The following is a 24,421-nucleotide window of genomic DNA, read 5'->3' on the forward strand; positions in this document are numbered from 1 at the left end:
TAATTTATGTCTTATTTATTAGATGCATTAAAGCAATCTCAACAAGCAGATATGAGCGCCGAGCAATATGATTTGCAGTCAGCGCAGTTAAAGCAGCAGCAAGCACTTACGCGCTATAAAAAAATGGTGTGGCTACTTGGCGGCGCAATTGCAGCATTTATTGCAATAGCGGGTGGCTTTACAGCGGGTAAGTGGTTTCAAAGCAGCGCACTATTAAAAACAAGCCAGCCGGTTGACGTTGTTAGCACTGATAGCAAAAAACAAAAACAAGCAGTAACAGATGAGCCAACTACAGCGCAAAATAAAGCCGAAAAGCCTGTAACATCACCGTCTTCAGAGGCTGAAAAAAATAGTAATAAAGCAACGATTGAAGGGCAGTTGGTGTATGTACAAACACCTACCGGGGTACAAAAAATGTTGCTTACCCCACAAGGGCAGTATATCCCTATTAATGATAATCCGGCGCAGCAGCAACCAGGTTACAATGTGCAAACCCCTATAAATGCTAACGGGTATAATCAAAATGCGTTTAATCAGCAAACTTACAATGCACAGCTACCTAATACGCAAAGCTATAATCCACTTGCTTATAATGCACACGGCCAAAACACGCAATTTATGCAGCCGCAAGCACAAAATACAAGCTCAGCAGGTTTAGATATGAGCAAGTACAAAGTGCTTGGAAAACCACTGAATGGTGAAAATACGCCACACACGCAAGCGCCGCAAAGTAGTCCGGAGCTTGATGCTGTACCGAGTAAATTAAAAGATGCCTTTGCACAAGCGATAAAAGACTCGCAGCAAGAACAAGATTATGAAGTAACGCAGGCCTCTCGCAGTTCATCTCGAGTTAAACCGGTTGAGCTATTACCAGATGGCTTACAAGCCATGCTGCCAAGCATTAAATACCAAGCACATATATACTCTTCAAGTGCAGATAAACGCTGGATAAAGCTTAATGGGAGAGAGCTACACGAAGGGGAGAGCATTGGGGCACTAACAGTGCGCGAAATTACCCCAGAGCAAAGTGTACTTGATTTTGATGGTTATGAATTCAGTATTAAAGCTTTGCAGGATTGGCCGCAATAAAGCGCAGCTAATAAAGTAAGGCCGCAAAACTGCGGCTTTACTTTTTAACTCAGGGTAAAATAGCGTTTTTGTAAAAGCGCTCTAAATCAATGTTGTAGTCGGTCGGCTTAACAGTTGATTCGAGCTTGTCAGCTGTTTTTTTATTTGCCAAGTTTATATCTTGCATTTCCGTGTAGCGACCGTGTTTAGCACTATAAAATGTTTTAACCACCGGCTTTAAAGGTGTTTCAGGGTTACTCTGTGTAACCAAGCCTACTTTTTGGCTAGATAAGCGCACCAAGGTGCCTACTGGGTGAATGCCAATACATTGGATAAACTTAGTAAGTAGCTCACCATCAAAGCTATCAGGGCAACCATCTTTTAAAATTTTAAACGCTTTTATAGGCTCCATACCTGCTTTATATACCCGCTCTGCCGTAAGTGCATCATATACATCTACAATTGACGCCATACGTACGTATTGGCTTATCTCATCGCCTTTTTTGGCAAACGGATAGCCTTTTCCGTCTAACCGCTCATGGTGTAGGCCGGCAATATCTACAGCAATCCCCGTTAATCCTGCTTCTTCCAAAATTTGCTTAGAATACAGAGCATGGTTTTGCATAATTTTAAATTCGTCATCACTAAAGCGGCCCGGTTTATTGAGCACTTTGTCAGGAATTTTAATTTTTCCTATGTCATGCAACAAAGCACCTGTAGTGAGCTCTACAATAATGTCGCGTTCTATGCCTAAGTGCTTTGCAAAAATACCCATTAAAATAGAAACGTTGATAGAGTGCTCTAATAAGTAAGCATCTTTTTGACGCATTTGGGTTAAGCAGGCTAGGGCATCTTGGTTTCTAAAAATAGAGTCCATAAAGCCACTGGCAAGCTCTTTAAAAGGCGCTATGTCTATATCTCTACCCGCTTTTATATCGCCAAAGGCCTTTTGTTGAAGTGTTTTAGCTTCGTCGTAGAGCTTTTTTGCTTTGCCCATTTCTTGTTCGCTACTATGAACTTTAAGCCAAGGGTCGCGTTTTTTAATCTCAGCCTTAGGCGCTGGGGCTTGGGTGTCGGGCTCGGGTGTAGTTAATGTTTTATCTGGATCTATCTCTATTTCTAAAATGCCCGCTTTTTTGAGCTTATCGATACTCGTCTGAGTTTTAACCCAGCCTTGGTTTTTAATTTTAATGCGCCCAGTTTGTTTTGTAACACTTTGAACAAACATGCCAGGCTGTAATTGCGAAATAGAGATGACTTTCAATTTTTTTGCTTCTGTAATGGGTCTTTGTTTAAATTAGCATCATTATACGTTTCAATATAAAAAAAAAGGCACTTTTTAAGTGCCTTTTTTTACATTTTTAGTTAATTAGTATTGGATGGGCTATTCGTCATCTTCTACTAGGGTCATCAGTGAAGTATTACCACCAGATGCGGTAGTATCTATACTGATCGTTTTTTCAGTAATTAAGCGCTTAATTAACGTATCGTAATACTCTGAAGTAATTACTGGTAAAATAGCGCCTTTACGCTGTGCAAGTTGTTGGCTGAAGTAACCTAAACGAGACGAACGTGCAGCAACCACCGCACCCGCTAAGTGAGGGTGAGCCAAAATAGCTTGTAGCTGATTAGGTTTTGCAACCTGGAACACGCCCTCAGCAACGCCTGTGGCAATAAACTTATCTTTAAAGGCTACCGCTTCGTCGTAAAATAGCTCTGATGCTACCGTAATTACTGTATTACCTGCAGCAAGTGCTGTAATGATTGAAAGCGCCCAAAAGTTAAATGACGTGCTTTTATCTGCATAACATACTACACAACCACGTGCTTCAAGGTGCAAGGTGTTTGATTCACCAGTAGGCCCAGGCAAAGTAGTAAACTTACGCATATGTTTTTCTAAACGGTTAAGTTGTGCACGCGCTTCTGAAAGCGTTAATGCCAAATCGTCCGCTAGGTCATCAATAATTTCGACCGTTGCTACTTTAGCAAGCAACTGACGAACAGCCGATACACGGTCATTTAACGGTGTTGCACGCCAAATTTTCTCATCGCGCATTGAGTTAGCCATCAGCTTTTCAACTTGCTCGTTTGCACCGCTGTAATGGTGTAAATCAAGCTCATCTGGCGTTAGGTTAGTCATTTGCACGTTATCAGGTGATGCTTTCTCTTTTACTAAACGCTGCAGGTAGTTAGGGCCACCGGCTTTAGGGCCAGTACCAGATAAACCACGGCCACCAAATGGTTGCACACCTACAATGGCACCAATCATGTTGCGGTTTACATATACGTTACCCGCACGCGACATTTTAGCTAGGTACTCACAACGCTCTTCAATACGTGAGTGAACACCCATTGTTAAGCCGTAACCTGTGTTGTTAATTTGGTCAATCACGTTGTCGATATCATTCGCTTTAAAGCGAACAATGTGCACACATGGACCAAATACTTCACGTTTAAGTACTGATAAATCTTCGATTTCGTATAAACGAGGGGCAAAAAAGTAGGCGCCATTTTCGGTGTTATCAGGGATCTTACACTCGTAATGAAGTGTTGCATTACCTTTTAAGTATTCAACATGATCATTTAGCGTTTTAAGGGCTTTTTCATCAATTACTGGGCCTACATCGGTAGAAAGTAATGACGGGTCGCCAATATGCAGCTCGGCGAGTGCGCCTTTAAGCATTTCAATAATGCCATCGGCTACATCTTCTTGTATAAATAATACACGCAGTGCTGAACAACGCTGGCCTGCACTTTGGAAACCTGAGCTTATTACATCATCAACAACTTGCTCTGGCAGCGCTGTTGAATCCACAATCATACAGTTTTGGCCACCGGTTTCTGCAATTAACGGTACTTGAATATCGTTACGCGCAGCCAGTGTTTGTGAAATCAGTGTGCCTGTTTCTGTAGAACCGGTAAACATAACTGCCTGAATGCGCTCATCAGGTACAATTGTTTTACCTACCTCAGAACCACGGGCAATTACCGGCTGTACTACATGCTCTGGTAAGCCAACCGAAAGCATTAACTCAATAGCGCGAAGTGCGATTAAGCTTGTTTGCTCTGCAGGTTTTGCAATAACAGTATTACCAGTCACTATCGCAGCGGCCACCTGACCTAAGAAAATAGCAAGCGGGAAGTTCCACGGGCTAATACATAAAATTACACCGCGTGCTTCAAAGCGCTCATCGCTTGCAAGTTCTTCTGCACGTGCCGCGTAATAACGACAAAAATCAACGGCTTCACGTACTTCGTCAATACCATCTTGCGTAATTTTACCGGCTTCTTTAATACATATAGCGACGAGCTCATCGTGGTGACGCTCTAGAATATCTGCCACGCGGCGTAATAAATTAGCACGCTCTTTTACAGATGTTTGCGACCATGACTCAAACGCCGCTTCTGCATTGGCCAAAATGTCTTTCATCTCATCGCCAGATTGCAGTTTAACGTGGCCGATGATTTCGTTGTGATTAGCTGGGTTTTTAACCGCTAATGCGCCTTCAGGTACTTGGCTTTGATCAATTAAATGCTCGTTAAACCAGCTTTCAAGGTTTTCTTTGAATGGCGTAATTACATTAATATCGGTTAAGTCCATGCCTTTAGAGTTAGCACGTTCGTTGCCGTATAAGTCGATTGGCATTTTAATTTGCGTATTGTACTTATTACGTAAACCTTGCAGTGTTTCTACTGGATCAGGTAATAGCGACTCAACTGGTTTAGTGGTATCTACAATGGCGTTTACAAATGATGAGTTAGCGCCATTTTCTAGTAAACGACGTACTAAGTAGGCAAGTAGGTCTTCGTGCTGGCCAACGGGTGCATAAACACGGCATTGAATTTTTTCTTCATTTACGATTTGGTCAAATAAAGATTCTCCCATACCGTGTAAACGCTGGAATTCAAATCCGGTGTTATCGCCTTTAGCAACTTCTAAAATAGTGGCAGCAGTGTAAGCGTTGTGTGTTGCAAATTGCGGGTACAGTACATCGCGTGCTTCTAGCATTCTAATAGCACAAGCTTTGTAAGATACATCGGTAGTTGCTTTACGCGTAAATACTGGGTAGTGCTCTAAACCATCTTGTTGCGTGGTTTTAATTTCTGTATCCCAGTAGGCACCTTTTACAAGGCGAACCATCATTTTACGGCCTACACGAGTAGCAAGTTCAGTTACCCATTCAATAACAAAAATAGCGCGCTTTTGGTATGCTTGTACGGCTAAACCAAAACCTTGCCAGTTACCTAAATCTTCATCGCTAAATACCGCTTCTATAACATCTAGAGAAATATCTAAGCGGTCAGCTTCTTCTGCATCAACCGTAAAGCCAATGTCGTATTTTTTAGCAGCAAGCGCGAGTTCTTTTAGTTTAGGTACAATTTCGGCCATTACGCGGTCTTTATGCGTGAATTCATAACGTGGATGAATAGCAGAAAGTTTAACTGAAATACCTGGGCTTTTAACTGGGCCACGGCCATTTGCCGCTTTACCAATTGCATGGATTGCGTTCATGTAGCTGTCGAAGTAACGCTTGGCATCTTTCATTGTGCGCGCGCCTTCGCCTAGCATGTCGTATGAGTAAACGTAGCCTTTTTGCTCTTTTTCAGCAGCGCGTTCAATGGCTTCGTCAATGGTGCGACCCATAACGAACTGCTTACCCATAATTTTCATGGCAAAGTTTACAGACTTGCGAATCACAGGCTCGCCTAAACGACCTATGGTCTTTTTAAGCATGCCAAATTGCTGTTCTTTGGTTTTATCTGTGTAGTTAACCATTTTACCGGTTACTAATAATCCCCACGAAGAAGCATTAACAAATAAAGAATCGCTGCTTCCTAAATGAGAACTCCAATCACCTTTAGCAAGCTTGTCACGAATTAACGTATCTTGCGTGGCTTTGTCTGGTACGCGAAGTAGGGCTTCGGCCAAACACATTAACACTACACCTTCCTCACTAGAGAGTGAGAATTCATTTAAAAGTGCGTCTACACCGCTTTGACCGTCTTGATCTTTTCGAATGTTTAAAACAATCTGGCGAGCTCTTTCCCATGCACGGCTTCGTGCTTTAACACCCACTTCTGCAAGTGGTAAAATATGATCAATAACAGCATTTTCATCAATGCGGTAAAAATCACGAATTTTCTGTCTTGTAGGACAGGTTGTTGTCAAATCGCCATTGAATAACATAAGCAACCCTTAGGAATGTTAATATGTAAATAGTAGAACAAAATTTATGTGCTTGGGCTGTTGAGCTAAAGCAACTTTGCTACCAATAAATTACCAGTGATGTAATGCGTGCATTCTAATTAAATTTCAGCAGAATATGCTGGTTAAATTTCACGATTTACGATAATTTACAGGGCATATTTTCAACTTATCCGTATAAAATTCTGTATGACAAGTCCAAATAGATTACGCCTGCTTGATCGTATCGATTTAGCAATATTAGACGTTCTTCAAAAGAACGGCAGAATTTCTAATGTTAACCTAGCAAAACAGGTTAATTTAAGTCCTAGTCCATGCCTTGACCGTGTAAAACGTTTAGAGCAAGAAGGCTATATAGAAGGGTACTTCGCAAAGCTTAGCGAACAAAAGCTGAATCAGAGCTTAGTAGCACATGTGCAAGTATCGCTGGTGACATCTAACACGGCTGTTTTTAAAGTATTTAAAGAGCATATACTTAAAATTGAGCAAGTTGTAGAGTGCGATATGGTAGCGGGAGGGTACGACTACCTGCTAAAAATTAGGGTCTCGGATATGGATGAGTATCGACAGGTGCTAGGAGACTTAGTCGATATTCCGGGAGTAGGTACTCACCATACTTACATGGTAATAGAAAAAATTAAGCAGGATCCTGGTTTACGTTTGGATATTTAAAAACCAAATGCTTATTGCAATACATTACACACACATTAAAAAAGCACCTAAGGGTGCTTTTTTAATGATTAGCCAGCGGCTATTAAACTTAGTTAACCAAGGTTTTGGTTAATTAAGCCCACCCTTCGTAGCGCTTACGGCGCGAAAGTACAACGGTAAGTATAATACCTAAAAACAAACCTATAAAAGCAATAGCGCCACCATAAGTAAGTAGTTGGCGTTTTTCTTTTGCAGTGGCTGCTTGTTTTTGAGCGCGTTCTTGCTCAAGCGTTGTTTGCAGCTCAGTAATTTGTTGATTAAGCAATTTGTTTTGATTAGTTAAGCTTTGATTATGTTCTTGTAACTGGGGTAGTTCAACTTGTGCTTGGCGTAGTTTGTTTTGCACTGTGCTCATTTCGCTACTGAGTGTTTGATACTGCTGATGAAGCCCTGGCGTTTGCGATATAAATTTAGACTCAACCCAACCTTCACGGTCTTTATCGTCTTTTATTTTTATAAAGCCGTTTTCTTCTTTTGATAGCACGGTTAATTTAGTACCCGCATCTACAGAGCCAAGTAAGCGGTAGTTTTTACCTGCGCCAGAGCGCATAAAGGTATATAGATTATCGATTATATAAGCTGAATTTGCATCTGATGAATTGGCTGTTTGAGCTTCTTGTGCTTGGCTTATAAACGAGGTGGCTGTTAAAAGTAGCCCTAGTAAACAGTGTTTTAGCATTTATCTACCTTGTTAGTCTATCCGTGTCCGTTGTGGTTGTGATTGAGATTTTCACATAAGTAGTGAGATAGTATGGATTAAACGCGTTAATAGCAAGGTTGATATTGTAACCCAGTGCGGGCGTTGCTCAGCCAAAAAGGTTAAAAAATTTGCAAAATGAGGTGGCTTTGTTTATTTTGAGCACTTATTTATTTTAAAGGTAATCCTCAACCCTAATGGATACTGAGATAGAACTGAAGTTTTTGGTATCAGATGCCGTTGTTCCACTGATCCCCTCGCTAATCACACAATTTGCTAAAACGGTTATTAATAAACCTTCACGTAGTTTGCAAAATGCCTATTACGATACCCCAAGTAGAGAGCTTAGAGCCCTTGATATAGGTTTTAGAACCCGCTGTGCCGACAGTAAATGCGAACAAACAATAAAGCTTGCTGGCGAAGTTGTGGGTGGGCTACACCAACGTCCTGAATACAACTTACCCATTGAATCAAGCCGTCCTGATTTATTAGCATTTAATAATGCTATTTGGCCTCATGGTATGCAAGTAAATGCTATTAGCAATAATTTATATCCTATTTTTAGCACTAACTTTATTCGTCGTACTTGGTTAATAGAAACCCCCAATGGCGCAAAAATTGAAGTCGTGCTAGATAAGGGCGAAATAGCAGCATCGGGTAAGGTTGATATTATTAGCGAGCTAGAAATAGAGCTTGTTGAGGGCAACAGAGACGAGCTATTTGCTTTGGCAGATAAACTTGTTAGCCAAAACTGTATTCGTTTAGGGCTTTATTCAAAAGCAGCTAGAGGCTACCGACTAGCCGATGAAACACCGCTTAAACCAAGTAAGTCTATTGGGTTTGTAAAATTAAAAAAACAAGCAACTCAAGAGCAAGCACTAATAGAGGCCATGAACTTTGGTATTCGTTTTGTGCAAAAGCATGAGCAGTGTTACTTTGACAAACCAAGTTTAAAAACGCTCAAACGTGTGACTGATGGCATTAGCTTAATTAGGCATAATTTTTGGTTGTTTGACGATATTGTAAGTAAAGACAGTACTGAGCAATTAAGAACAGAGTTAAAGTGGCTGTTAAGTGAATTAGCCTGGGTTGAAAATGCAATTCAGCTAAAAACTTATACATCTAAACGCCATGCATTTTATAAAAAAATAAATGCAGCGCCTGCATTAGCGCAAGTTATTAACGATTTAAAAGAGCTACAGCCAAGCATTGATGATATTAATGCTTTGTTTCAAAGCGCGCGATACAACCGTTTATTGCTGTCGTTAACTACCTGGTTGGTAGATAAACAATGGCGTAAGTTTTGGGGGCAAACTCAACTACAGGCGGCAGAGCAGCCAGTAGCTAAAATTGCAAAACGTTTATTTAATAAAGATTGGCAAAATTTAGATAAGCTACTTCCTAAAGAGCAAACGCTTACAGCACAAGATTATTTAAGCTTACGCACCCAATTAGAAAACAGCTTATTAAGTGGTAATTGCTTAGGGTCATTGTTTGACAAAGAAGAGCGCTTAGAATTTAGACTACCGTGGCTGGATATTTCTCATGGTATGTACGAGCTCAGCACGCTGGAATATTTAAAGCAGCTTTGCGGCGGGCAAGAAGACGAGCAGTTGGCTAAAATTCAACAGTGGCTAGATCAAAAGTCAGATTACTTAGTTAGTGCAATGGAGCAAAGCCGTTTAGCGTCTTTTGATATAGAGCCGTACTGGCAGTAATATATTTAAGCAGGTGTGTGTATGGGCACCTGCTTTAATCTTTTTGTTGAAACTTTCTTAAACCTCCTTAATTAAATAACCTCTTAATTTCTACGTAATAAAAATGGTGCGTTAGTCACTCGTTAACTATGCTTATAGTCATAAACCTACAACGGTAAGACTAATATGAAGTGTAGTGTTGTTTTGCTTTTTTTATTCAATAGTATGGGTGTCTATGCTCAAACCTTTACTTTTGGTGTAGTTCCGCAATATGAGCCTCAAAAACTCACTGCAATATGGCAGCCCTTTCTTAATAAAGTAACCGAAAAAACAGGCGTGCAACTAAAGCTTGTTACCGTGGAATCAATCCCGGTTTTTGAGCAAGGTTTTGCAGATGGCGATTACGATTTTGCTTATATGAACCCATGGCATAGTGTGATTGCTTTCGACAAGCAAGGCTATTTACCTATAGTGAAAGATGCTGCGCGCCATTTGCAAGGCGTATTAGTGGTCAATAAAAACAGTAATATTGAATCCGTTAAGCAGCTTGAAGGCGCCGAAATTGCTTTTCCTGCGCCTAATGCGTTAGGCGCTTCTTTATTAATGCGGGCGGAGCTTGCCCTATTGTATGGCTTAACAATAAAGCCTGTGTATGTACAAACGCACTCATCTGTTTATTTAAATGTGGCACTTAACGCAACGCCTGCCGGCGGCGGGGTGATGGGCACATTAAAGCAACAGCCTCAAAATTTGCAGCAAAAGCTAAAAGTTATTTACAAAACGCGTAAGGTTAGCCGCCACCCCATTGTGGTTCACCCTAGAGTAAATAATCAGGTACAAGCGCAAGTTCAACAAGCAATTATAGAAATAGGGAGCGACCCTAAACAAAAACACTTATTAGCGGGTATTCCTATAATTAACCCAAGTAAAGCAAGCATTGACGATTATAAACAATTAACGCAATGGGGTTTACGCTCGTTTTATGTTGAAAATTAACTGGTGGCGCAGCCTAAGGGTTCAAAGCTTTATTGCGGTAATGGCATTTGGCTTTTTATTAATATGCTTATTTATTTTTTACGCTTTGCCAGAGCAAGCTAGGTGGGTAAACGATGGCCTTTCTAGCGCAGCGCAGCGCTCTTTACAGCAACTATCTACATCAATAAAAACCCCTTTATTAACTCGCCAATACGCACAGCTTTATGAGCAAATAGACGCGCAACTTAATACAAACCCTAATTGGAAAGCAATTAGAGTAGTAGAGCCTTCTACAGGTAATCAGTTATATCCTTTAGATGAGTGGCAGCTGTTAGCGCAGCAGGGCAATGTTACGTTAAATGAGCACATTACTTTTTTAGATAAACCTTTGGCTGAAATAACGTTAGTCGTTAATTTTGAAGACAAAATAAACGAAGCGGCCAAGCTACATTACACGTTAATTTATATTCAGTTTTTTATACTTGTGGTGTTTTTTATTGGCTTAGCTTGGTTGGTCGATTATAGAATTACCAGCCCTTTACGGGCGCTCGAAGTCGCCTTTTCTAAACTGGCTAAAGGGAACTTTGATTGCCACGTTAGCGTTCAGCAAAAAAATGAGATTGGCAGCGTCATAAATGCATTTAATAAAATGGCCGGTGAGGTTGCTACTAATCATCAAAAAGTAAACGCGCTGAGAATTCAAGCCGAGTCGGCCAGTAAGGCTAAGTCTGACTTTATGGCGAGTATGAGCCATGAGCTTAGAACGCCGTTAAATGCGATTTTAGGGTTAGCGCAGCTTTATCAATATGACAGTAAAGCAACCGAGGTACACAAAGACAATGCGCAAAGTATTTACCAAGCTGGGGAGCATTTACTTTTACTAATAAACGACGTGCTAGATTTAACTTCTATTGAGTCGGGGAATATGCAGTTTAATTTTGAATATGCCTCCGTGAAAGACATGCTACAGCATAGTATTGAAATGGTGAGCGAACTTGCCAGAGTTGAGCTTGTTACTATAGATACTCACAATATTGACTCCCTAGAAGGTATTTACTTATATGTAGATAAGCGCCGTTTTAAACAGGTACTGCTTAATTTACTTTCCAACGCAATAAAATATAACAAAGTGCGAGGTAAAATAGATATACGTTGCGAGATTGCTGATTCAAGCCGCTGTAATATTGATATTGAAGATACAGGGTGCGGTTTTTCAGAAGATGATATTTTAAGGCTTTTTAAACCCTTTGATAGACTAGGGGCAGAGACCAGTAAAACACATGGTACGGGCATAGGTTTAGTTATTACTAAAGAGCTTGTAGAGCGTATGCAAGGGCAGCTACAAGTAAATAGCCAAATAAATAAAGGCGCGTGCTTTACCATTAGCTTTAATAGTTTTAAAGAAAGCGCTTTAACCACTATACAAGCTGATGAACCGATAAATCACCCCAGCAGTGAGCCCGCAGACTCCGCCACAGGTAAACTCCCAGTATTAAATGTGCTGGTGGCAGAAGATCAACTGACTAATCAGCAGGTTTTAAAGCAGCAACTGACCATGCTTGGTGTTAACTCAACGTTTGCAAATAATGGTGAACAGGCCTGGCAAATGCTCCAAGATAATTGTTTTGATATGCTACTTACCGATATTCAAATGCCGTTGTTAAATGGCCTTGAGTTGGCTAAAAAAATCCGAAAAAACACACAGTTCAATGAGCTAATAATTATTGCTGTTACGGCCAACATAATGGAAAAAAATATACAAGATTGTTACAGCGCTGGGATGAACGGTTTTTTAACTAAACCGATAGAGCTTGAAAGCCTAAAAGCACTGTTGATGAAACACTCGCAAGGCATTGTTCCTTCGCATACACAGCCGCTGCAAATCACAGCGCAAGCAAGCTCTATGTACAGTCAATTAGATATGCCTTTATTGTTTTCGATGTTAGGAAAAGATACGCATGTACATTGTTTAGTCTTTCAGGCGTTTTTACAGACCGCTTATGAGCAAGTTAAATTAATTGAAGCATATACACATAGTTTAAATTATGCCGATTTATCTTTTCAGGCGCATGGTTTAAAGTCATCTGCTAAATCGGTTGCAGCGTTAAAGTTAAGTGATACCTGCCAGCAGATAGAAAGCTTAGCCGCGCAAAATAAGGTCGATGAAGCGTTATTATTTGCACTACAAACAGGATTTAATGAAGTGGTTACACAGTTAAAAGTGTACTGTAATAAACATGAGGCATCTTCGTAATGCCTCATGTAATGGCCCTTTTAATTAATATTTAGCGGCCTGCCCTTTAGCGGGTAGGGAGCTTAAAATGAAGTCGCGTAAGTCGTTATTAGAAAGCTTAAGATCTTCATGTCGTAGGTACATCATATGGCCGCTGCGGTACCCTTTAAAGCTTAACCTGTCTTTCATTTTTCCACTTGGGTCAAGCTGCCATAACGTGTATTTAGCATCAAAGTAATTTGTTGCGCCATCGTAGTAACCCGCTTGAATCATGACGTTTAAATACGGGTTTTGCGCCATCGCTAAACGTAAGTTTTCGCCGGTATTATTTTTACTGCGATCCCATGGGTGAACATTGCCAAATAAGTTGTATTTTACATCCGTTTTATAGTTGAGCTCTTCACGCAGGTAATAGTTAATTGCAGGCGTAAATGAGTGCAGCCAAGAGGTAAGCTCAGCCCAGTAATCAGGTGATTCGCCAGCATCGCGTTTATCAATACCTAAATAGCGCGAATCTAGACGCCCGACAGTTTGTCCGCGCTCACGTAAAAGTTCTTTCCAAAAAAATCGAGTGGGAATATCTAAGTTGTTTTGCGCTACAAACTGCTCTGAAAGGCCTGCATATTCGGCCATCCTCTTTATTATTTGGCGTTTTTTATCGGCATCGATAAAGCCACCTTTCGCGAGGGCAGGAATAAGCTCATTAATAGTGAACTGTTCTACTTCGGGTAAAAGTTCATTGAGATCTTTTTCTTGCAAGTTTTTATTCAGTGCTTTGTGATACCACGCAGTTGCAGCAAAATAAGGTAAGCGATTAGCCGCTTTTATAGGGCCGTCGCGTTTTATACCAATATCGGTCGGCGATACTAATACCACCCCATTAATGTACATCCATTGACTGTTTTGTAGTTCATGGGCAAGGCCTGATACACGAGTAGTGCCGTAGCTTTCTCCAATTAAAAACTTAGGTGAGCGCCAGCGCTCGTTTCGGTTAACAAAGGTATTTAGCCATTCAGCTAAGTATTTTATGTCGGCATTGACACCAAAAAAGTGCTCTTTTTGTTGCTCTTTCGAAAGCATTTCACCTTTAGCGTTTTCTACTACGCGTGAATAACCTGTATTTACCGGATTTACATAAACAATATCTGCTACATCTAATACTGAGTAGGGGTTATCTTTTACGCCATAAGGCTGAATGGGGTAGCCTTCGTCATCAATTTTTAATACGCGTGGGCCAGTATAGGCTAAGTGCATCCATACAGATGCAGAGCCAGGACCGCCATTAAACGATATCAGTAATGGGCGAGCTGCGGTGTTATCGACTTTATCTCGTGTGTAATAGGTATATTGTAATGTGGCAATGGTATCGCCATTATCATTCCACACCGGCTGAGTGCCTGTTTTAACGGTGTAGCTAAAGCGTTCACCATTAATTTTTGCTTTATGCTTAGTGACTACGTGGCTATCAATGTCTATTTTTCGTTGGTTTTCTGCTGTTGCAGTACTGCTAAGCAATACGATGGCAAGCGCTAAGGTGTAACGAGTTAATTGGACAAGCTTCATTGTCGTTCCTTATTTTTGTTTAGATGCTATTTAAAATAAAAAACACACAAATAACAAAAGTATTGAGATTAATGGTCGATAATACTGGTTAAGTCTAAACTTATACACGGCGTGTTTGTTTATTTAGGGTTAATTTATCCTAGCGTGTTTAGCTTAGCTAAAAAATCAAGTATATTTGGTCGACTTTGTATTTGAATTAAATACAAGCCTTGCGCTTACATTAATGGACCTAGCCTACTTACTGGCTACATAAACAGAACTTTACTGGATGTTTTTCATAGCTTGTCGCTTCAGTGCAAGTTTAAGTACGTAAAATAACAAGATTAAAGAGAAGTTTATGCAAAGAGTATTAGTGGTTGAAGACAGTAAAGTAGTGCAGCAGGTGCTACGCCACTTAACGGCTCAATATTTAGATGTCGCTGTCGATTTCGCATGGTCATTAAATGAATGCCAAGACTATATTGAGAAACATAAATACTCGCTGGCTTTAGTTGATTTAACTTTGCCTGATGCACCTAATGGCGAGGTCGCTAAATTTACACTTTCACACGCCATTCCTACTGTGGTACTTACCTCAAAAATTGATGAATATAAGCGCCAACAAATGCTAGAGCTTGGTGTTATTGATTACGTAATTAAAGACAATCGCGATTCATACCATTACGCTATTAAGTTAGTGGCTCAGCTTCTGAGAAATCAAGGCTGTAAGGCGTTGGTTGCTGATGATTCGGTGTTAAGCCGCTCCTTAATGAAGCAAATGCTAGAAAAGCAATTATTTGATGTAACCGATGCGCAAGATGGTCAGCAAGCACTCGAAATAATAAAAAGTAACCCTAATATAAAATTGCTCATGACCGATTATGCGATGCCATTAATGGATGGCTTTGAACTGGTTAAAGCGGTGCGTAATTTTAGAGGGCGCGATGATTTGGCCATTATCGGGCTTTCGGGGGCAGGTAAACATGGGTTATCGGCTCGGTTTATTAAATACGGTGCCAACGACTTTTTAACAAAGCCATTTATGAATGAAGAGTTTCATTGTCGTGTTATGCAAACAATGGAGCAGTTGTCACTGATTGCGGATATTAAAGAAAGTGCTTACAGAGACTATTTAACGGGTATGTATAACCGCCGTTATTTTTACCAATATGCAGAGCAACTATTAAAAAAACAACAGCAAAATACGCTTGCATTACTCGATATAGATTTTTTTAAAAATATTAATGACACCTTAGGCCACGAAGCGGGCGATCAGGCACTAAAGCAGGTAGCCACGTTAATTAAAACTACGTTTTCTAAGTTTACCGTTGCGCGGGTGGGCGGCGAAGAGTTTGCCATTATATTAGATGATATAGACACGGCGCGTGGGCGAGAGTACTTAGAAGGCTTTAGAAAAAAACTCGCTAAACATGAATTTTTAATCGATGAAAAACCGTTTTCTATCACCATTAGTATTGGTGTTGCTGATTTTCAAAACACTGATTTAACTCAGGCCATGCGCATCGCAGATGCGGCCCTTTACGAAGCCAAAAACAATGGCCGAAACTGTGTTGTGTAAATATAAAAAATAACACTAATTACAAGCTAGTAGGGCATCACTTTTGGTGATGCACCAATGTAGCTAAGTTGTTAAAAAAGCGCACCTTGATGGTGCGTTTTTTTTGTTTTAAATTTACTATTTACGTTTATCTTATTGATATTAAGTGTTTTTTAATAGTGGCACAAAGGTTGGATTATGTAAGTCAACAGGATAACAATAAAGCGTCCGAGGGGGCCACTATGAAAATGATTAGTGCAATCATAAAACCATTTAAATTAGATGATGTGCGTGAAGCGCTCGCTGATTTAGGTATTGAAGGGATGACCGTAGTTGATGTTAAAGGTTTTGGACGTCAACGAGGCCATACAGAGCTGTATCGTGGAGCAGAGTATCAGGTAGATTTTATTCCAAAGATCAAACTTGAAATTGCTACTCGTACTGAAAATTGCCAACGCGTAGTTGAAGCAATTACCAAAATTGCATCAACAGGCAAAATTGGTGACGGTAAAATTTTCGTGTACGACTTAGATCAAATTGTGCGTATTCGTACGGGCGAACTTGATGAAGAAGCAATTTAAGGGGGCTGATTAATGGAAAACACAATTGTAGAACTCAAATTTTCACTCGACACCTTTTATTTTCTGGTGTCGGGTATATTAGTAATGTGGATGGCAGCAGGTTTTGCCATGTTAGAAGCGGGTTTAGTTCGCTCTAAAAACACCACTGAAATTTTAACTAAAAACGTGGCGCTGTATTCTATCGCATGTACCATGTTTTTATTAGTTGGCTACAACATTATGTATGTAGACAACGCTGAAGGCGGTATTATCCCTTCAATTGGCGCATTAATTGGCACGCAAGCGGCCGATGCTGACCACTCTTTAGAATCTGACTTTTTCTTCCAAGTAGTATTTGTTGCAACGGCTATGTCGATTGTATCGGGTGCCGTGGCTGAACGTATGAAGTTATTTGCTTTCTTAGCATTTGCAGTTGTTTTAACTGGCTTTATTTACCCAATGGAAGGTTACTGGACATGGGGCGGCGGTTTCTTATCAGAAATGGGCTTTGTAGATTTTGCAGGCTCTGCCATCGTTCACGGTGCTGGTGCTGCAGCTGCTTTAGCAGGTGTAATTTTACTTGGCGCTCGTAAAGGTAAATACGGTAAAAACGGTGAAATTTACCCAATTCCAGGCTCTAACCTACCACTTGCTACATTAGGTACGTTTATTTTATGGATGGGTTGGTTTGGTTTTAACGGTGGTTCGCAATTACTTCTTTCAGATAAAGAAAATGCAACGGCTGTAGGTCAAATTTTACTTAATACTAACGCTGCTGCTGCAATGGGTGCAATTGCTGCACTGTTTGTATGTAAAGTGTTATGGGGTAAGGCAGATTTAACTATGGTACTAAACGGCGCATTAGCAGGCTTAGTTGTTATTACAGCAGACCCACTTTCACCATCTCCATTAATGGCGTGTTTACTAGGTATTTTAGGTGGCTCACTGGTTGTATTTAGCATTGTAGCTCTAGATAAAGCGAAGATTGATGACCCAGTAGGTGCTATCTCTGTTCACGGTGTATGTGGCGCGCTAGGTATTATGTTAGTGCCTGTATCTAACGGCGATGCAAACTTTGTAACACAGCTTATTGGCTTAGTGACTATTTTAGCCTTTGTTTTTGTAGCTTCATTTATTGTGTGGGCTATTTTAAAGCAAACTATGGGTATTCGCGTAACCGAAGAAGAAGAGTTAAGCGGTATGGACCAACACGATTGTGGTGTTGATGCTTACCCTGAGTTTGTATCTGTTCGCAGTAACTAATATTAAATAGATTAATCATTGTGTTCACAAAGCCCTACCTTGGTAGGGCTTTTTTCGTTTCAGGGAAGGTTAACTTTTCAGGTGTTAGGCTATACCCAATATGCTAAGCTCACACTCGTGAATAAACCTTGGAATAAATTACACTTAAATGGCTGACAACAAAAAAACACCCAGTAGTAAAACCACTCCTAAGCGTGCACCTAAAGCAACCAGCTCGCCACGTAAAGCTAAATCAAAAACGACTAAAAAAACGTCAAATACTGTTGCTAAACGCTCATTTATGCGAAAAACATGGTCTGTTTTTTGGAAATTGAGCTTAGCTGTTTTTATTGCTATGGCCATGTATCTTATTTATTTAGATTCAAAAACAACACGTATATTTGAAGGTAATAAATGGCAGTTACCTGCCCAAGTATACGCACGCTCAATGGAGTTTTACCCAGGGCAGTTTTTATCTAGCCAAGAGGTTGTGTGGGAGCTTGAGCGCCTCAATTATTCATCAGTTAATAGGCTAAGCCGCACGGGGCAGTTTGTAAAAACAGCCGATAGCATAAAAATTTACCGACGCGACTTTGAGTTTTATGATGGCCTTGAAGAATCGCACATTATTGAGCTGCGTTTTGCGGGGCAAAAGGTAGCAACCATTAAAGATAAATTTGGCAGGCGGCTAAACAGTGCTCGCCTAGAGCCTGTGCAAATAGCCCGTATTGGAAATGATTCAAAGCAAGATAGAGAGTTTGTACCGCTTGATAAGTTTCCGCCTATGTTGAAAGACACGTTATTAGTGGTAGAAGATCGGGATTTTTATCAGCACCATGGTGTGTCGGTATTTTCTATTTTGCGCGCGCTTTATTCAAATATTAAAGCAGGGCGTACCGTGCAAGGTGGTAGCACCTTAACGCAGCAGCTTGCAAAAAATATATACCTAACGCGTGAGCGCTCTTTAGTGCGAAAAATAAATGAGGCATTTATTGCGCTTATTCTAGATTACCGTTATTCAAAAGATCAGATTTTAGAAGCTTATTTAAATGAAGTTTACCTAGGTCAGTCTTATAACCAAGGCGTGCATGGCATGGGCTTGGCCTCTGAGTTTTATTTTTCAAAGCCTGTTGATGAGCTGGAATATGACCAAATAGCGCTGCTGGTGGCGATGGTCAAAGGGCCTTCGTATTACAATCCTCGACGCTATAAAGAACGCACTATGGAGCGTCGCGACCTAGTACTGCGCTTAATGGTTGAAAACAAGCTACTAACTACAAAAGAGTACCGTGCATCACTTAAACGCCCAATTGATATAGCGCCCATGAAAGCAAGTTTACAAAAGTCATACCCTGGCTTTTTAGAACTTGTAAACCGTGAGCTTAAGCAGTTATTACCTGATCAAAAAACCCTAGATGCCGGTGTGCGTGTATTTACTTACTTTGATTTGCAAAAACAAACGGCAATGGAAGAGTCCATTCAAAAAAGTTTACCGTATTTAGAAAAACGCCCTAACACCGATAAACTCGAAGCAGCCATGATCTCAGTTAATGTAGAAAAAGGCGGTGTGTCGGCTTTAGTGTCGGGGCGCGATGTTCGCTACTCAGGTTTTAACCGAGTGCTCGATACTAAACGAAATATTGGCTCTTTAGTTAAACCCGCGGTGTACTTAACAGCCCTGCAGTTACCACATTATAACTTAGCCACATTACTTGATGACTCCCCTGTGCAGGTAACAAATGAGCAGGGTAAAGTGTGGCAACCTGAGAACTTTGATCACCAATACCGAGGTGCATTACCACTTTATAAAGCCTTTAGTAACAGTATTAATATTCCTGCGGTAAATTTAGGCCTAGATGTAGGTGTTGATAAAGTAGCAAATACGCTCAAAGGATTAGGCGCAAAAGGTAATATAGATGAATACCCCTCGCTGCTACTTGGTGCTGTAGAAATGTCGAGCTTTGAGGTTGCTCAGCTTTATACCACTATCGCAGCAGATGGCGAGTATAGAGAGCTTACCTCTGTATCTGCCCTAACAGACTCGGTAGGTAACGTTTTGTATAAGCATAAAGTTAAGTCTGAGCCGCGCTTTGCAAAAGACGCTGTATATATGACTAAATATGCCATGAAGCGAGTAACAAAGGACGGCACCGCTAAGCGTTTAAATTTACACTTTCCATCAATTCAGCTTGCCGGTAAAACAGGCACTAGTAATGATTTACGTGATAGCTGGTTTGCAGGGTTTGATCAAAACACAGTGACCGTTGCATGGCTTGGTAGAGACGATAATAGAAGCACCGGTTTAACAGGGAGTGTAGGCGCGTTAGAAGCTTATATTCGTTACTTAAAACCGCTCAACCCTGAAGCAATAGCAGATACACGCCCGCCATCAATTAGATGGGCTTTCGTCAATGAAAGAACGGGTTTACAAGCACCGCCCGGATGCGGAAAAGTCATTCAGTTACCACTAAGAGCCAGTGAGTTTGAACCTAGGCCGCAGTGTATACGCTAATAAAATAAAACCTTAATAATAAAACCGCTAACTCAGCGGTTTTATTATATTTAGCTTACCTATCAAGATTTAAAAAACTGCATTGATTTAGTTAAGTCATCAGAGAGCTGACTAAGTTGCTGTGCGTCTTGCAGTGTAGATTGTGCAGAGAGAAGAGTTTGATCTGCTAAGTTACTGACTTCTTGTGCATCACTTAATGCTTGGGTGGTTGCGTTAGATTGCTCTTTAACCCGCAGTGCTATCTCTTCGCCTTGGTGTTTTATATCGCCCATGCTTTGCTCTGCACTTTGTAAAATATCGTTTGTTTCGGTGGCGGCTTTTACCGATTGTTCCATCTTCTGGACACTTGAGCGCATTTTTTGTTGTGTATCGTCAGAGGCTTGTTGGAGTGAGCTAATTATTTAGTGAATTTCTTGCGTTTGAGTTTGTGTACGCTGCGCAAGGGTTCTTACTTCATCAGCTACCACGGCAAAACCACGGCCATGCTCACCGGCTCGTGCTGCTTCTATAGCAGCATTAAGTGCAAGTAAGTTAGTTTGATCGGCTATTTCGCTAATACCTTTACTTACTTTACTAATTTCTTGGCTATCTTGAGCTAGTCTATCTAAGGCTTGTTGGCTTTCGGTAAATTCAACTTGAAGGTCTTGCATGTATTTGGCTAGTTCCATGGTGTTGTTAGAGCCTTGCTTTACATGCTGCGCGGCATCCTGTGCTGTTAACACCGCTTGATTAGCAGAGTCTTCAACACTTAGCGCACTTTGCTCCATATTACTTAGTGCATCATGAATAGCGTTTACCCGCATTTGCTGTTTTTCAACATCGTTACTCGTTTGGCTGCTTGCCTGTGAAAGCGATTTAGTGGCGCCGCATAGCTCCACAGTACTTGCTTTTACATTCTCTAAAAGTTTTGAAAAGGCATTAAGAAGTGCGTTATATCGCGCTGCAATAATATCCATTTCATCATTAGTACTTGAGTTGATAACCGCATTTAAGTCGCCACTTGCTGCTCTTTGCGCAGCTTCGGCAAAGCGATTAATGGTATCGACCACAGCAAAGTAAAAACCTATCATCAAGTAAAACGCAAAGAGTAAACTTATTACAGATGCTGCTAATACTGTGTTTCTGATCCACTGCTGTGTTTGAAGTTTATTTTCAATAAGGGTTTCAAGGGTAGGGATGCTTTTATCAATTAGTTGGCTAATACGACTTAGCACTTGGCTGGTAAGCCCTGCAAATTCGTTTTGTGTAAGCTGTATATCATCTGGTTCAAGCAGCTTTTTATCAATGGCTGTTTTAAAAGCGGCTATGGCGTTATGTAAATTAGTGAGAGAGGGCGTGAGTGCTTTATTTACAGATGCATCGGCCGTGGTGGCAATTGTAAGTATTTTATCGAGTTGCTGCTGGTACAAAGGGAGCGACTTACTTAAGTTTGAAAGCGCAATAAAAGTCTCTGGTGTAAAACGCTGGTTAGTAAGAACAGTATTAGCGCTTTGCGCTGTCGCATTTATCTGCATGATAAGCGCAGGTATAGGCGTAACTAATGCGCGATTAACATAAGCACTCGCAAGTTGGTTATCTAAGGCTAAATTAGACTGTATTGAAACCAGCTCAAGTACGTCATTTATTTGCTCATCTTTTACATTAAAACCACGTGCTTTAGCTACTTTTACATTTTTATAGGTTTCACCCTGCATTTGATTTGCAAGAATGTCTCTGTAGCTCAGTAATCCTTGTTTTTGCATTTGAGAGACGCTTATACTCTCGCTTAATAAAGAGACTAAAAAAAACAAACTAAGCGCAAGGGGTAATAATAAAATACCAAAAACTAAACCAATTTTAGTTTTATATTTTAAGTTGCCCATTAATGATATAGCAGGTGCTGCTAAGTGCCTTAAGCTCGTCATACGTTTCTCTTGTGGGGTAAAAGTGAGTCTAAAAAGTGAGACCGTATAAAGGCTAAAAACCATTCAATTATCAATACGCACAAATAAAAAAAGCCCGTAAGGGCTTTTTTTAACTACAGAGTTAATAACGCACATTATTAACACATGTGTTGGATGCTTATAGCTTAGCTAAGGCGCGCTCTGCAGCTTCTATAGTCGCTTGTACTTCTTGCTCTGTGTGCGCAGCACACACAAAGCCTGCTTCAAATGCAGAAGGTGCTAGGTATACACCTTCTTCAAGCATTAAGTGGAAAAAGCGTTTAAAGCGTTCTAAATCACATTCTGTAGCTTGTTTATAAGTGGTTACTTTTTCTGCTTCAGTGAAGAAAAAGCCATACATACCGCCAGCGTAGTTAGTGGTTAAAGGAATGCCTGCTTTTTTAGCGCCTGCTTCAAAACCTTCACAAATAGCTTTAGAAATAGCTTCTAACTTATCGTGCAAACCTGGTTCACTTAATAGCTCAAGCGATTTTAAACCCGCAGCCATTGCAATAGGGTTACCAGAAAGTGTACCGGCTTGGTAAACCGGACCTACTGGCGCAATGTAATCCATAATTTCGGTTTTGCCGCCAAAGGCACCAACAGGCATGCCGCCGCCAATGACTTTACCTAAACATGTTAAGTCAGGTTTGATGTTGTAATACGCCTGAGCGCCACCTAAAGCAACACGAAAGCCGGTCATTACTTCGTCAAAAATAAGCACTGATTTGTGCTCATCACATACTGCACGCAAGCCGTCTAAAAAGCCTTCTACAGGAGGAATACAGTTCATGTTACCCGCTACTGGCTCAACGATAATACAGGCAATGTCGTCTGCGTATTTTTCAAATACAGCTTTTACTTCATCAAGGTTATTAAACGATACGGTAAGCGTATGCTTTGCAAAATCCTCAGGGATACCAGGTGAATTTGGCACACCCATGGTTAATGCGCCAGAGCCTGCTTTTACTAATAATGAGTCGGCATGGCCGTGGTAACAACCTTCAAACTTAAGGATTTTATCACGGCCTGTATAGCCACGTGCTAAGCGAATGGCGCTCATTGTTGCTTCGGTACCCGAGCTTACCATACGTACTTTTTCGATTGAGGGTACAAGCGCTTTTACTTTTTCGGCCATTAAAATTTCGGCTTCAGTGGGCGCCCCATAACTTAAACCGTTTTCTACCGCTTCGTGAACAGCTTGCTTTATAGCTGGGTGGTTATGGCCCATGATCATCGGACCCCACGAACCTACGTAATCAATATAACGGTTGCCATCGGCATCAAAGGTAAAGGCACCCTCGGCTTTGGTAATAAATAGTGGCGTGCCACCTACACCGTTAAATGCACGTACAGGTGAATTTACGCCACCAGGAATTGAAGTTTGTGCACGATTAAATAAATCTTGGCTAATTGTCATGAAAAATCCTATTAGTTGTCGCTTGGTAAAAGTGTTTAGCTGTCGCGTTTGCGGCTAAACCAAGGTACGTCTACTTCATATTGCTCGACTTTGTTTTCTACGCCGAGGGTTAAAGCAAACAGTGCCATACGAATTAACACGCCATTTTGTACTTGGCGGAATATAGCTAAATTGTCGTTACTGTTTAAGTCGTTATCAAGCTCATTAGCTTCTAAACGGCTATCGCGTGGGAGCGGGTGCATAAGCACGGAGTTTGGCTTACAGTGCGCGTTATAAATTGATTGGCTAATTCTAAAGCCGCCACGGTATTTATTAGCTTCTTCTTGTGAAGGGAAGCGCTCTTCTTGAATACGTGTTTGGTACACAATATCGGCTGCTAAGTTCCCTTCCATTTTGTTGACTAATTGTATTTTATGGCCTGCATTTTCTACCGCATCTAAAATACTCGTTGGCATTTGCAGGCCATCGGGTGCCACCATCGAAAATTTTACGTTTTTGTAATGGCACAATAATTTAGATAATGAATGTACTGTGCGGCCATATTTTAAATCGCCAACTAAGGCGATATGCATGCCATCAATGTTTTGATCAAATCGGTTTAGTTCACGCTCAATAGTTAGCAAGTCAAGTAATGCTTGAGTAGGGTGCTCGTTTGGCCCATCGCCACCATTAATTACCGGTACGGTACAACCGTCTGCAAATTCGCTTACCGAGCCTGCATCAGGGTGGCGCATAGCGACGGCATCAGCGTAAGCCGAAATAACGCGCGCAGTGTCGTAAAGCGATTCGCCTTTAGCAAGGGCAGAGCTTTGCATGCCGGTTGTTTCGCGCACGCCACCGCCTAGTAAATTAAAGGCAGTACCAAAGCTTACACGCGTACGCGTGCTTGGTTCAAAAAACAAATTAGCTAAAATAGCGCCTTCTAGCACTGTTGTTTGCTTTTGTTTTTTAGCATAAGGCTCCATTTTTTTCGCTACTGCAAAAATACGCTCAATGCAGTCTCTGTCGAGTTGATTTACCGACAGTATATGTTCACCTTGGAAACTTAACATGGGGTTATTCCTAATCAATCAAAGGG

15 protein-coding genes and 1 pseudogene are annotated in these 24,421 nt (G+C 40.9%); 9 read left to right on the forward strand and 7 right to left on the reverse strand.

Annotated features, from left to right (window positions below; all coding sequences use genetic code 11):
• The first annotated feature begins 6 nt into the window (after nt 1-6).
• The gene (locus PSH48_RS00385) at nt 7-1,089 is read left to right on the forward strand and encodes a general secretion pathway protein GspB (protein WP_273610691.1); all 1,083 of its coding nucleotides are present in this window, start codon (nt 7-9) and stop codon (nt 1,087-1,089) included.
• 49 nt (nt 1,090-1,138) lie between these two features.
• Here the strand turns inward: PSH48_RS00385 and PSH48_RS00390 are convergent, their stop codons facing one another.
• Both PSH48_RS00390 and putA read right to left on the reverse strand, forming a co-directional pair.
• Entirely contained in the window at nt 1,139-2,332 is a 1,194-nt protein-coding gene (locus PSH48_RS00390) for an HD-GYP domain-containing protein (RefSeq protein ID WP_054983194.1), read from the reverse strand.
• A 120-nt stretch (nt 2,333-2,452) separates the two neighbouring features.
• Nucleotides 2,453-6,256, reverse strand: a complete 3,804-nt coding sequence (gene putA / locus PSH48_RS00395) for a bifunctional proline dehydrogenase/L-glutamate gamma-semialdehyde dehydrogenase PutA (RefSeq protein ID WP_054983195.1) — start codon at nt 6,254-6,256, stop codon at nt 2,453-2,455.
• Nucleotides 6,257-6,463: 207 nt separating this feature from the next.
• Between putA and PSH48_RS00400 the strand changes: the two genes are divergently transcribed.
• Complete coding sequence (locus tag PSH48_RS00400) at nt 6,464-6,946, forward strand: winged helix-turn-helix transcriptional regulator (protein WP_055252943.1); 483 nt, start codon at nt 6,464-6,466, stop codon at nt 6,944-6,946.
• A gap of 112 nt (nt 6,947-7,058) precedes the next feature.
• On the opposite strand, the gene PSH48_RS00405 is transcribed toward PSH48_RS00400, so the two are convergent.
• Nucleotides 7,059-7,664 carry a TIGR04211 family SH3 domain-containing protein gene (locus PSH48_RS00405; protein WP_024034313.1) on the reverse strand — a complete coding sequence of 202 codons (606 nt, stop codon included), beginning with the start codon at nt 7,662-7,664 and terminating at the stop codon, nt 7,059-7,061.
• A 215-nt stretch (nt 7,665-7,879) separates the two neighbouring features.
• Here PSH48_RS00405 and PSH48_RS00410 point away from each other — a divergent pair, with 215 nt between their 5' ends.
• The 3 genes from PSH48_RS00410 to PSH48_RS00420 all read left to right on the forward strand — a co-directional run bounded on the left by PSH48_RS00410 (nt 7,880) and on the right by PSH48_RS00420 (nt 12,608).
• Nucleotides 7,880-9,400, forward strand: a complete 1,521-nt coding sequence (locus PSH48_RS00410) for a CYTH and CHAD domain-containing protein (RefSeq protein WP_004587167.1) — start codon at nt 7,880-7,882, stop codon at nt 9,398-9,400.
• 165 nt (nt 9,401-9,565) lie between these two features.
• Nucleotides 9,566-10,375, forward strand: coding sequence for a phosphate/phosphite/phosphonate ABC transporter substrate-binding protein (locus tag PSH48_RS00415; RefSeq protein ID WP_273610692.1), 810 nt, complete (start codon nt 9,566-9,568; stop codon nt 10,373-10,375).
• A complete protein-coding gene (locus tag PSH48_RS00420; RefSeq protein WP_273610693.1) occupies nt 10,362-12,608 on the forward strand; it encodes an ATP-binding protein in 2,247 nt (748 codons plus the stop codon). The genes PSH48_RS00415 and PSH48_RS00420 overlap by 14 nt, the downstream gene beginning before the upstream one ends.
• A gap of 24 nt (nt 12,609-12,632) precedes the next feature.
• Here the strand turns inward: PSH48_RS00420 and PSH48_RS00425 are convergent, their stop codons facing one another.
• Nucleotides 12,633-14,150, reverse strand: a complete 1,518-nt coding sequence (locus PSH48_RS00425) for a S10 family peptidase (protein ID WP_273607313.1) — start codon at nt 14,148-14,150, stop codon at nt 12,633-12,635.
• A gap of 337 nt (nt 14,151-14,487) precedes the next feature.
• On the opposite strand from PSH48_RS00425, the gene PSH48_RS00430 reads away from it, so the two are divergent.
• From PSH48_RS00430 to mrcB, 4 genes are all read left to right on the forward strand, one after another.
• On the forward strand, nt 14,488-15,708 hold the full coding sequence (locus tag PSH48_RS00430; protein WP_029773860.1) for a GGDEF domain-containing response regulator: 1,221 nt from the start codon (nt 14,488-14,490) through the stop codon (nt 15,706-15,708).
• Nucleotides 15,709-15,929: 221 nt separating this feature from the next.
• Nucleotides 15,930-16,268: a P-II family nitrogen regulator gene (locus tag PSH48_RS00435; protein ID WP_004587162.1), complete on the forward strand. Its 339-nt coding sequence runs from the start codon at nt 15,930-15,932 to the stop codon at nt 16,266-16,268.
• Between the two features lie 12 nt (nt 16,269-16,280).
• The gene (locus tag PSH48_RS00440; RefSeq protein ID WP_004587161.1) at nt 16,281-17,510 is read left to right on the forward strand and encodes an ammonium transporter; all 1,230 of its coding nucleotides are present in this window, start codon (nt 16,281-16,283) and stop codon (nt 17,508-17,510) included.
• Nucleotides 17,511-17,658: 148 nt separating this feature from the next.
• Entirely contained in the window at nt 17,659-20,001 is a 2,343-nt protein-coding gene (gene mrcB / locus PSH48_RS00445; RefSeq protein WP_273610694.1) for a penicillin-binding protein 1B, read from the forward strand.
• 62 nt (nt 20,002-20,063) lie between these two features.
• Here mrcB and PSH48_RS00450 read toward each other — a convergent pair.
• The 3 genes and pseudogenes from PSH48_RS00450 to PSH48_RS00460 form a co-directional block, all read right to left on the reverse strand.
• Nucleotides 20,064-21,905 (reverse strand): annotated as a pseudogene (locus PSH48_RS00450) (methyl-accepting chemotaxis protein).
• Nucleotides 21,906-22,062: 157 nt separating this feature from the next.
• Nucleotides 22,063-23,343, reverse strand: a complete 1,281-nt coding sequence (hemL, locus tag PSH48_RS00455; protein WP_273610695.1) for a glutamate-1-semialdehyde 2,1-aminomutase — start codon at nt 23,341-23,343, stop codon at nt 22,063-22,065.
• 35 nt (nt 23,344-23,378) lie between these two features.
• Nucleotides 23,379-24,395: an aspartate carbamoyltransferase gene (locus PSH48_RS00460; protein WP_004587156.1), complete on the reverse strand. Its 1,017-nt coding sequence runs from the start codon at nt 24,393-24,395 to the stop codon at nt 23,379-23,381.
• Nucleotides 24,396-24,421 lie beyond the last annotated feature (26 nt).

Source organism: Pseudoalteromonas sp. Angola-4 (assembly GCF_028599265.1).
Lineage (GTDB): Bacteria > Pseudomonadota > Gammaproteobacteria > Enterobacterales > Alteromonadaceae > Pseudoalteromonas > Pseudoalteromonas atlantica.

Coding starts and splice junctions, on each gene's coding strand:
- mrcB (WP_273610694.1), top strand. CDS start 17,659: ATGGCTGACAACAAAAAAACACCCAGTAGTAAAACCACTCCTAAGCGT.
- PSH48_RS00415 (WP_273610692.1), top strand. CDS start 9,566: ATGAAGTGTAGTGTTGTTTTGCTTTTTTTATTCAATAGTATGGGTGTC.
- PSH48_RS00435 (WP_004587162.1), top strand. CDS start 15,930: ATGAAAATGATTAGTGCAATCATAAAACCATTTAAATTAGATGATGTG.
- hemL (WP_273610695.1), bottom strand. CDS start 23,343: ATGACAATTAGCCAAGATTTATTTAATCGTGCACAAACTTCAATTCCT.
- PSH48_RS00460 (WP_004587156.1), bottom strand. CDS start 24,395: ATGTTAAGTTTCCAAGGTGAACATATACTGTCGGTAAATCAACTCGAC.
- PSH48_RS00400 (WP_055252943.1), top strand. CDS start 6,464: ATGACAAGTCCAAATAGATTACGCCTGCTTGATCGTATCGATTTAGCA.
- PSH48_RS00430 (WP_029773860.1), top strand. CDS start 14,488: ATGCAAAGAGTATTAGTGGTTGAAGACAGTAAAGTAGTGCAGCAGGTG.
- PSH48_RS00440 (WP_004587161.1), top strand. CDS start 16,281: ATGGAAAACACAATTGTAGAACTCAAATTTTCACTCGACACCTTTTAT.
- PSH48_RS00405 (WP_024034313.1), bottom strand. CDS start 7,664: ATGCTAAAACACTGTTTACTAGGGCTACTTTTAACAGCCACCTCGTTT.
- PSH48_RS00420 (WP_273610693.1), top strand. CDS start 10,362: ATGTTGAAAATTAACTGGTGGCGCAGCCTAAGGGTTCAAAGCTTTATT.
- PSH48_RS00425 (WP_273607313.1), bottom strand. CDS start 14,150: ATGAAGCTTGTCCAATTAACTCGTTACACCTTAGCGCTTGCCATCGTA.
- PSH48_RS00385 (WP_273610691.1), top strand. CDS start 7: ATGTCTTATTTATTAGATGCATTAAAGCAATCTCAACAAGCAGATATG.
- PSH48_RS00410 (WP_004587167.1), top strand. CDS start 7,880: ATGGATACTGAGATAGAACTGAAGTTTTTGGTATCAGATGCCGTTGTT.
- putA (WP_054983195.1), bottom strand. CDS start 6,256: ATGTTATTCAATGGCGATTTGACAACAACCTGTCCTACAAGACAGAAA.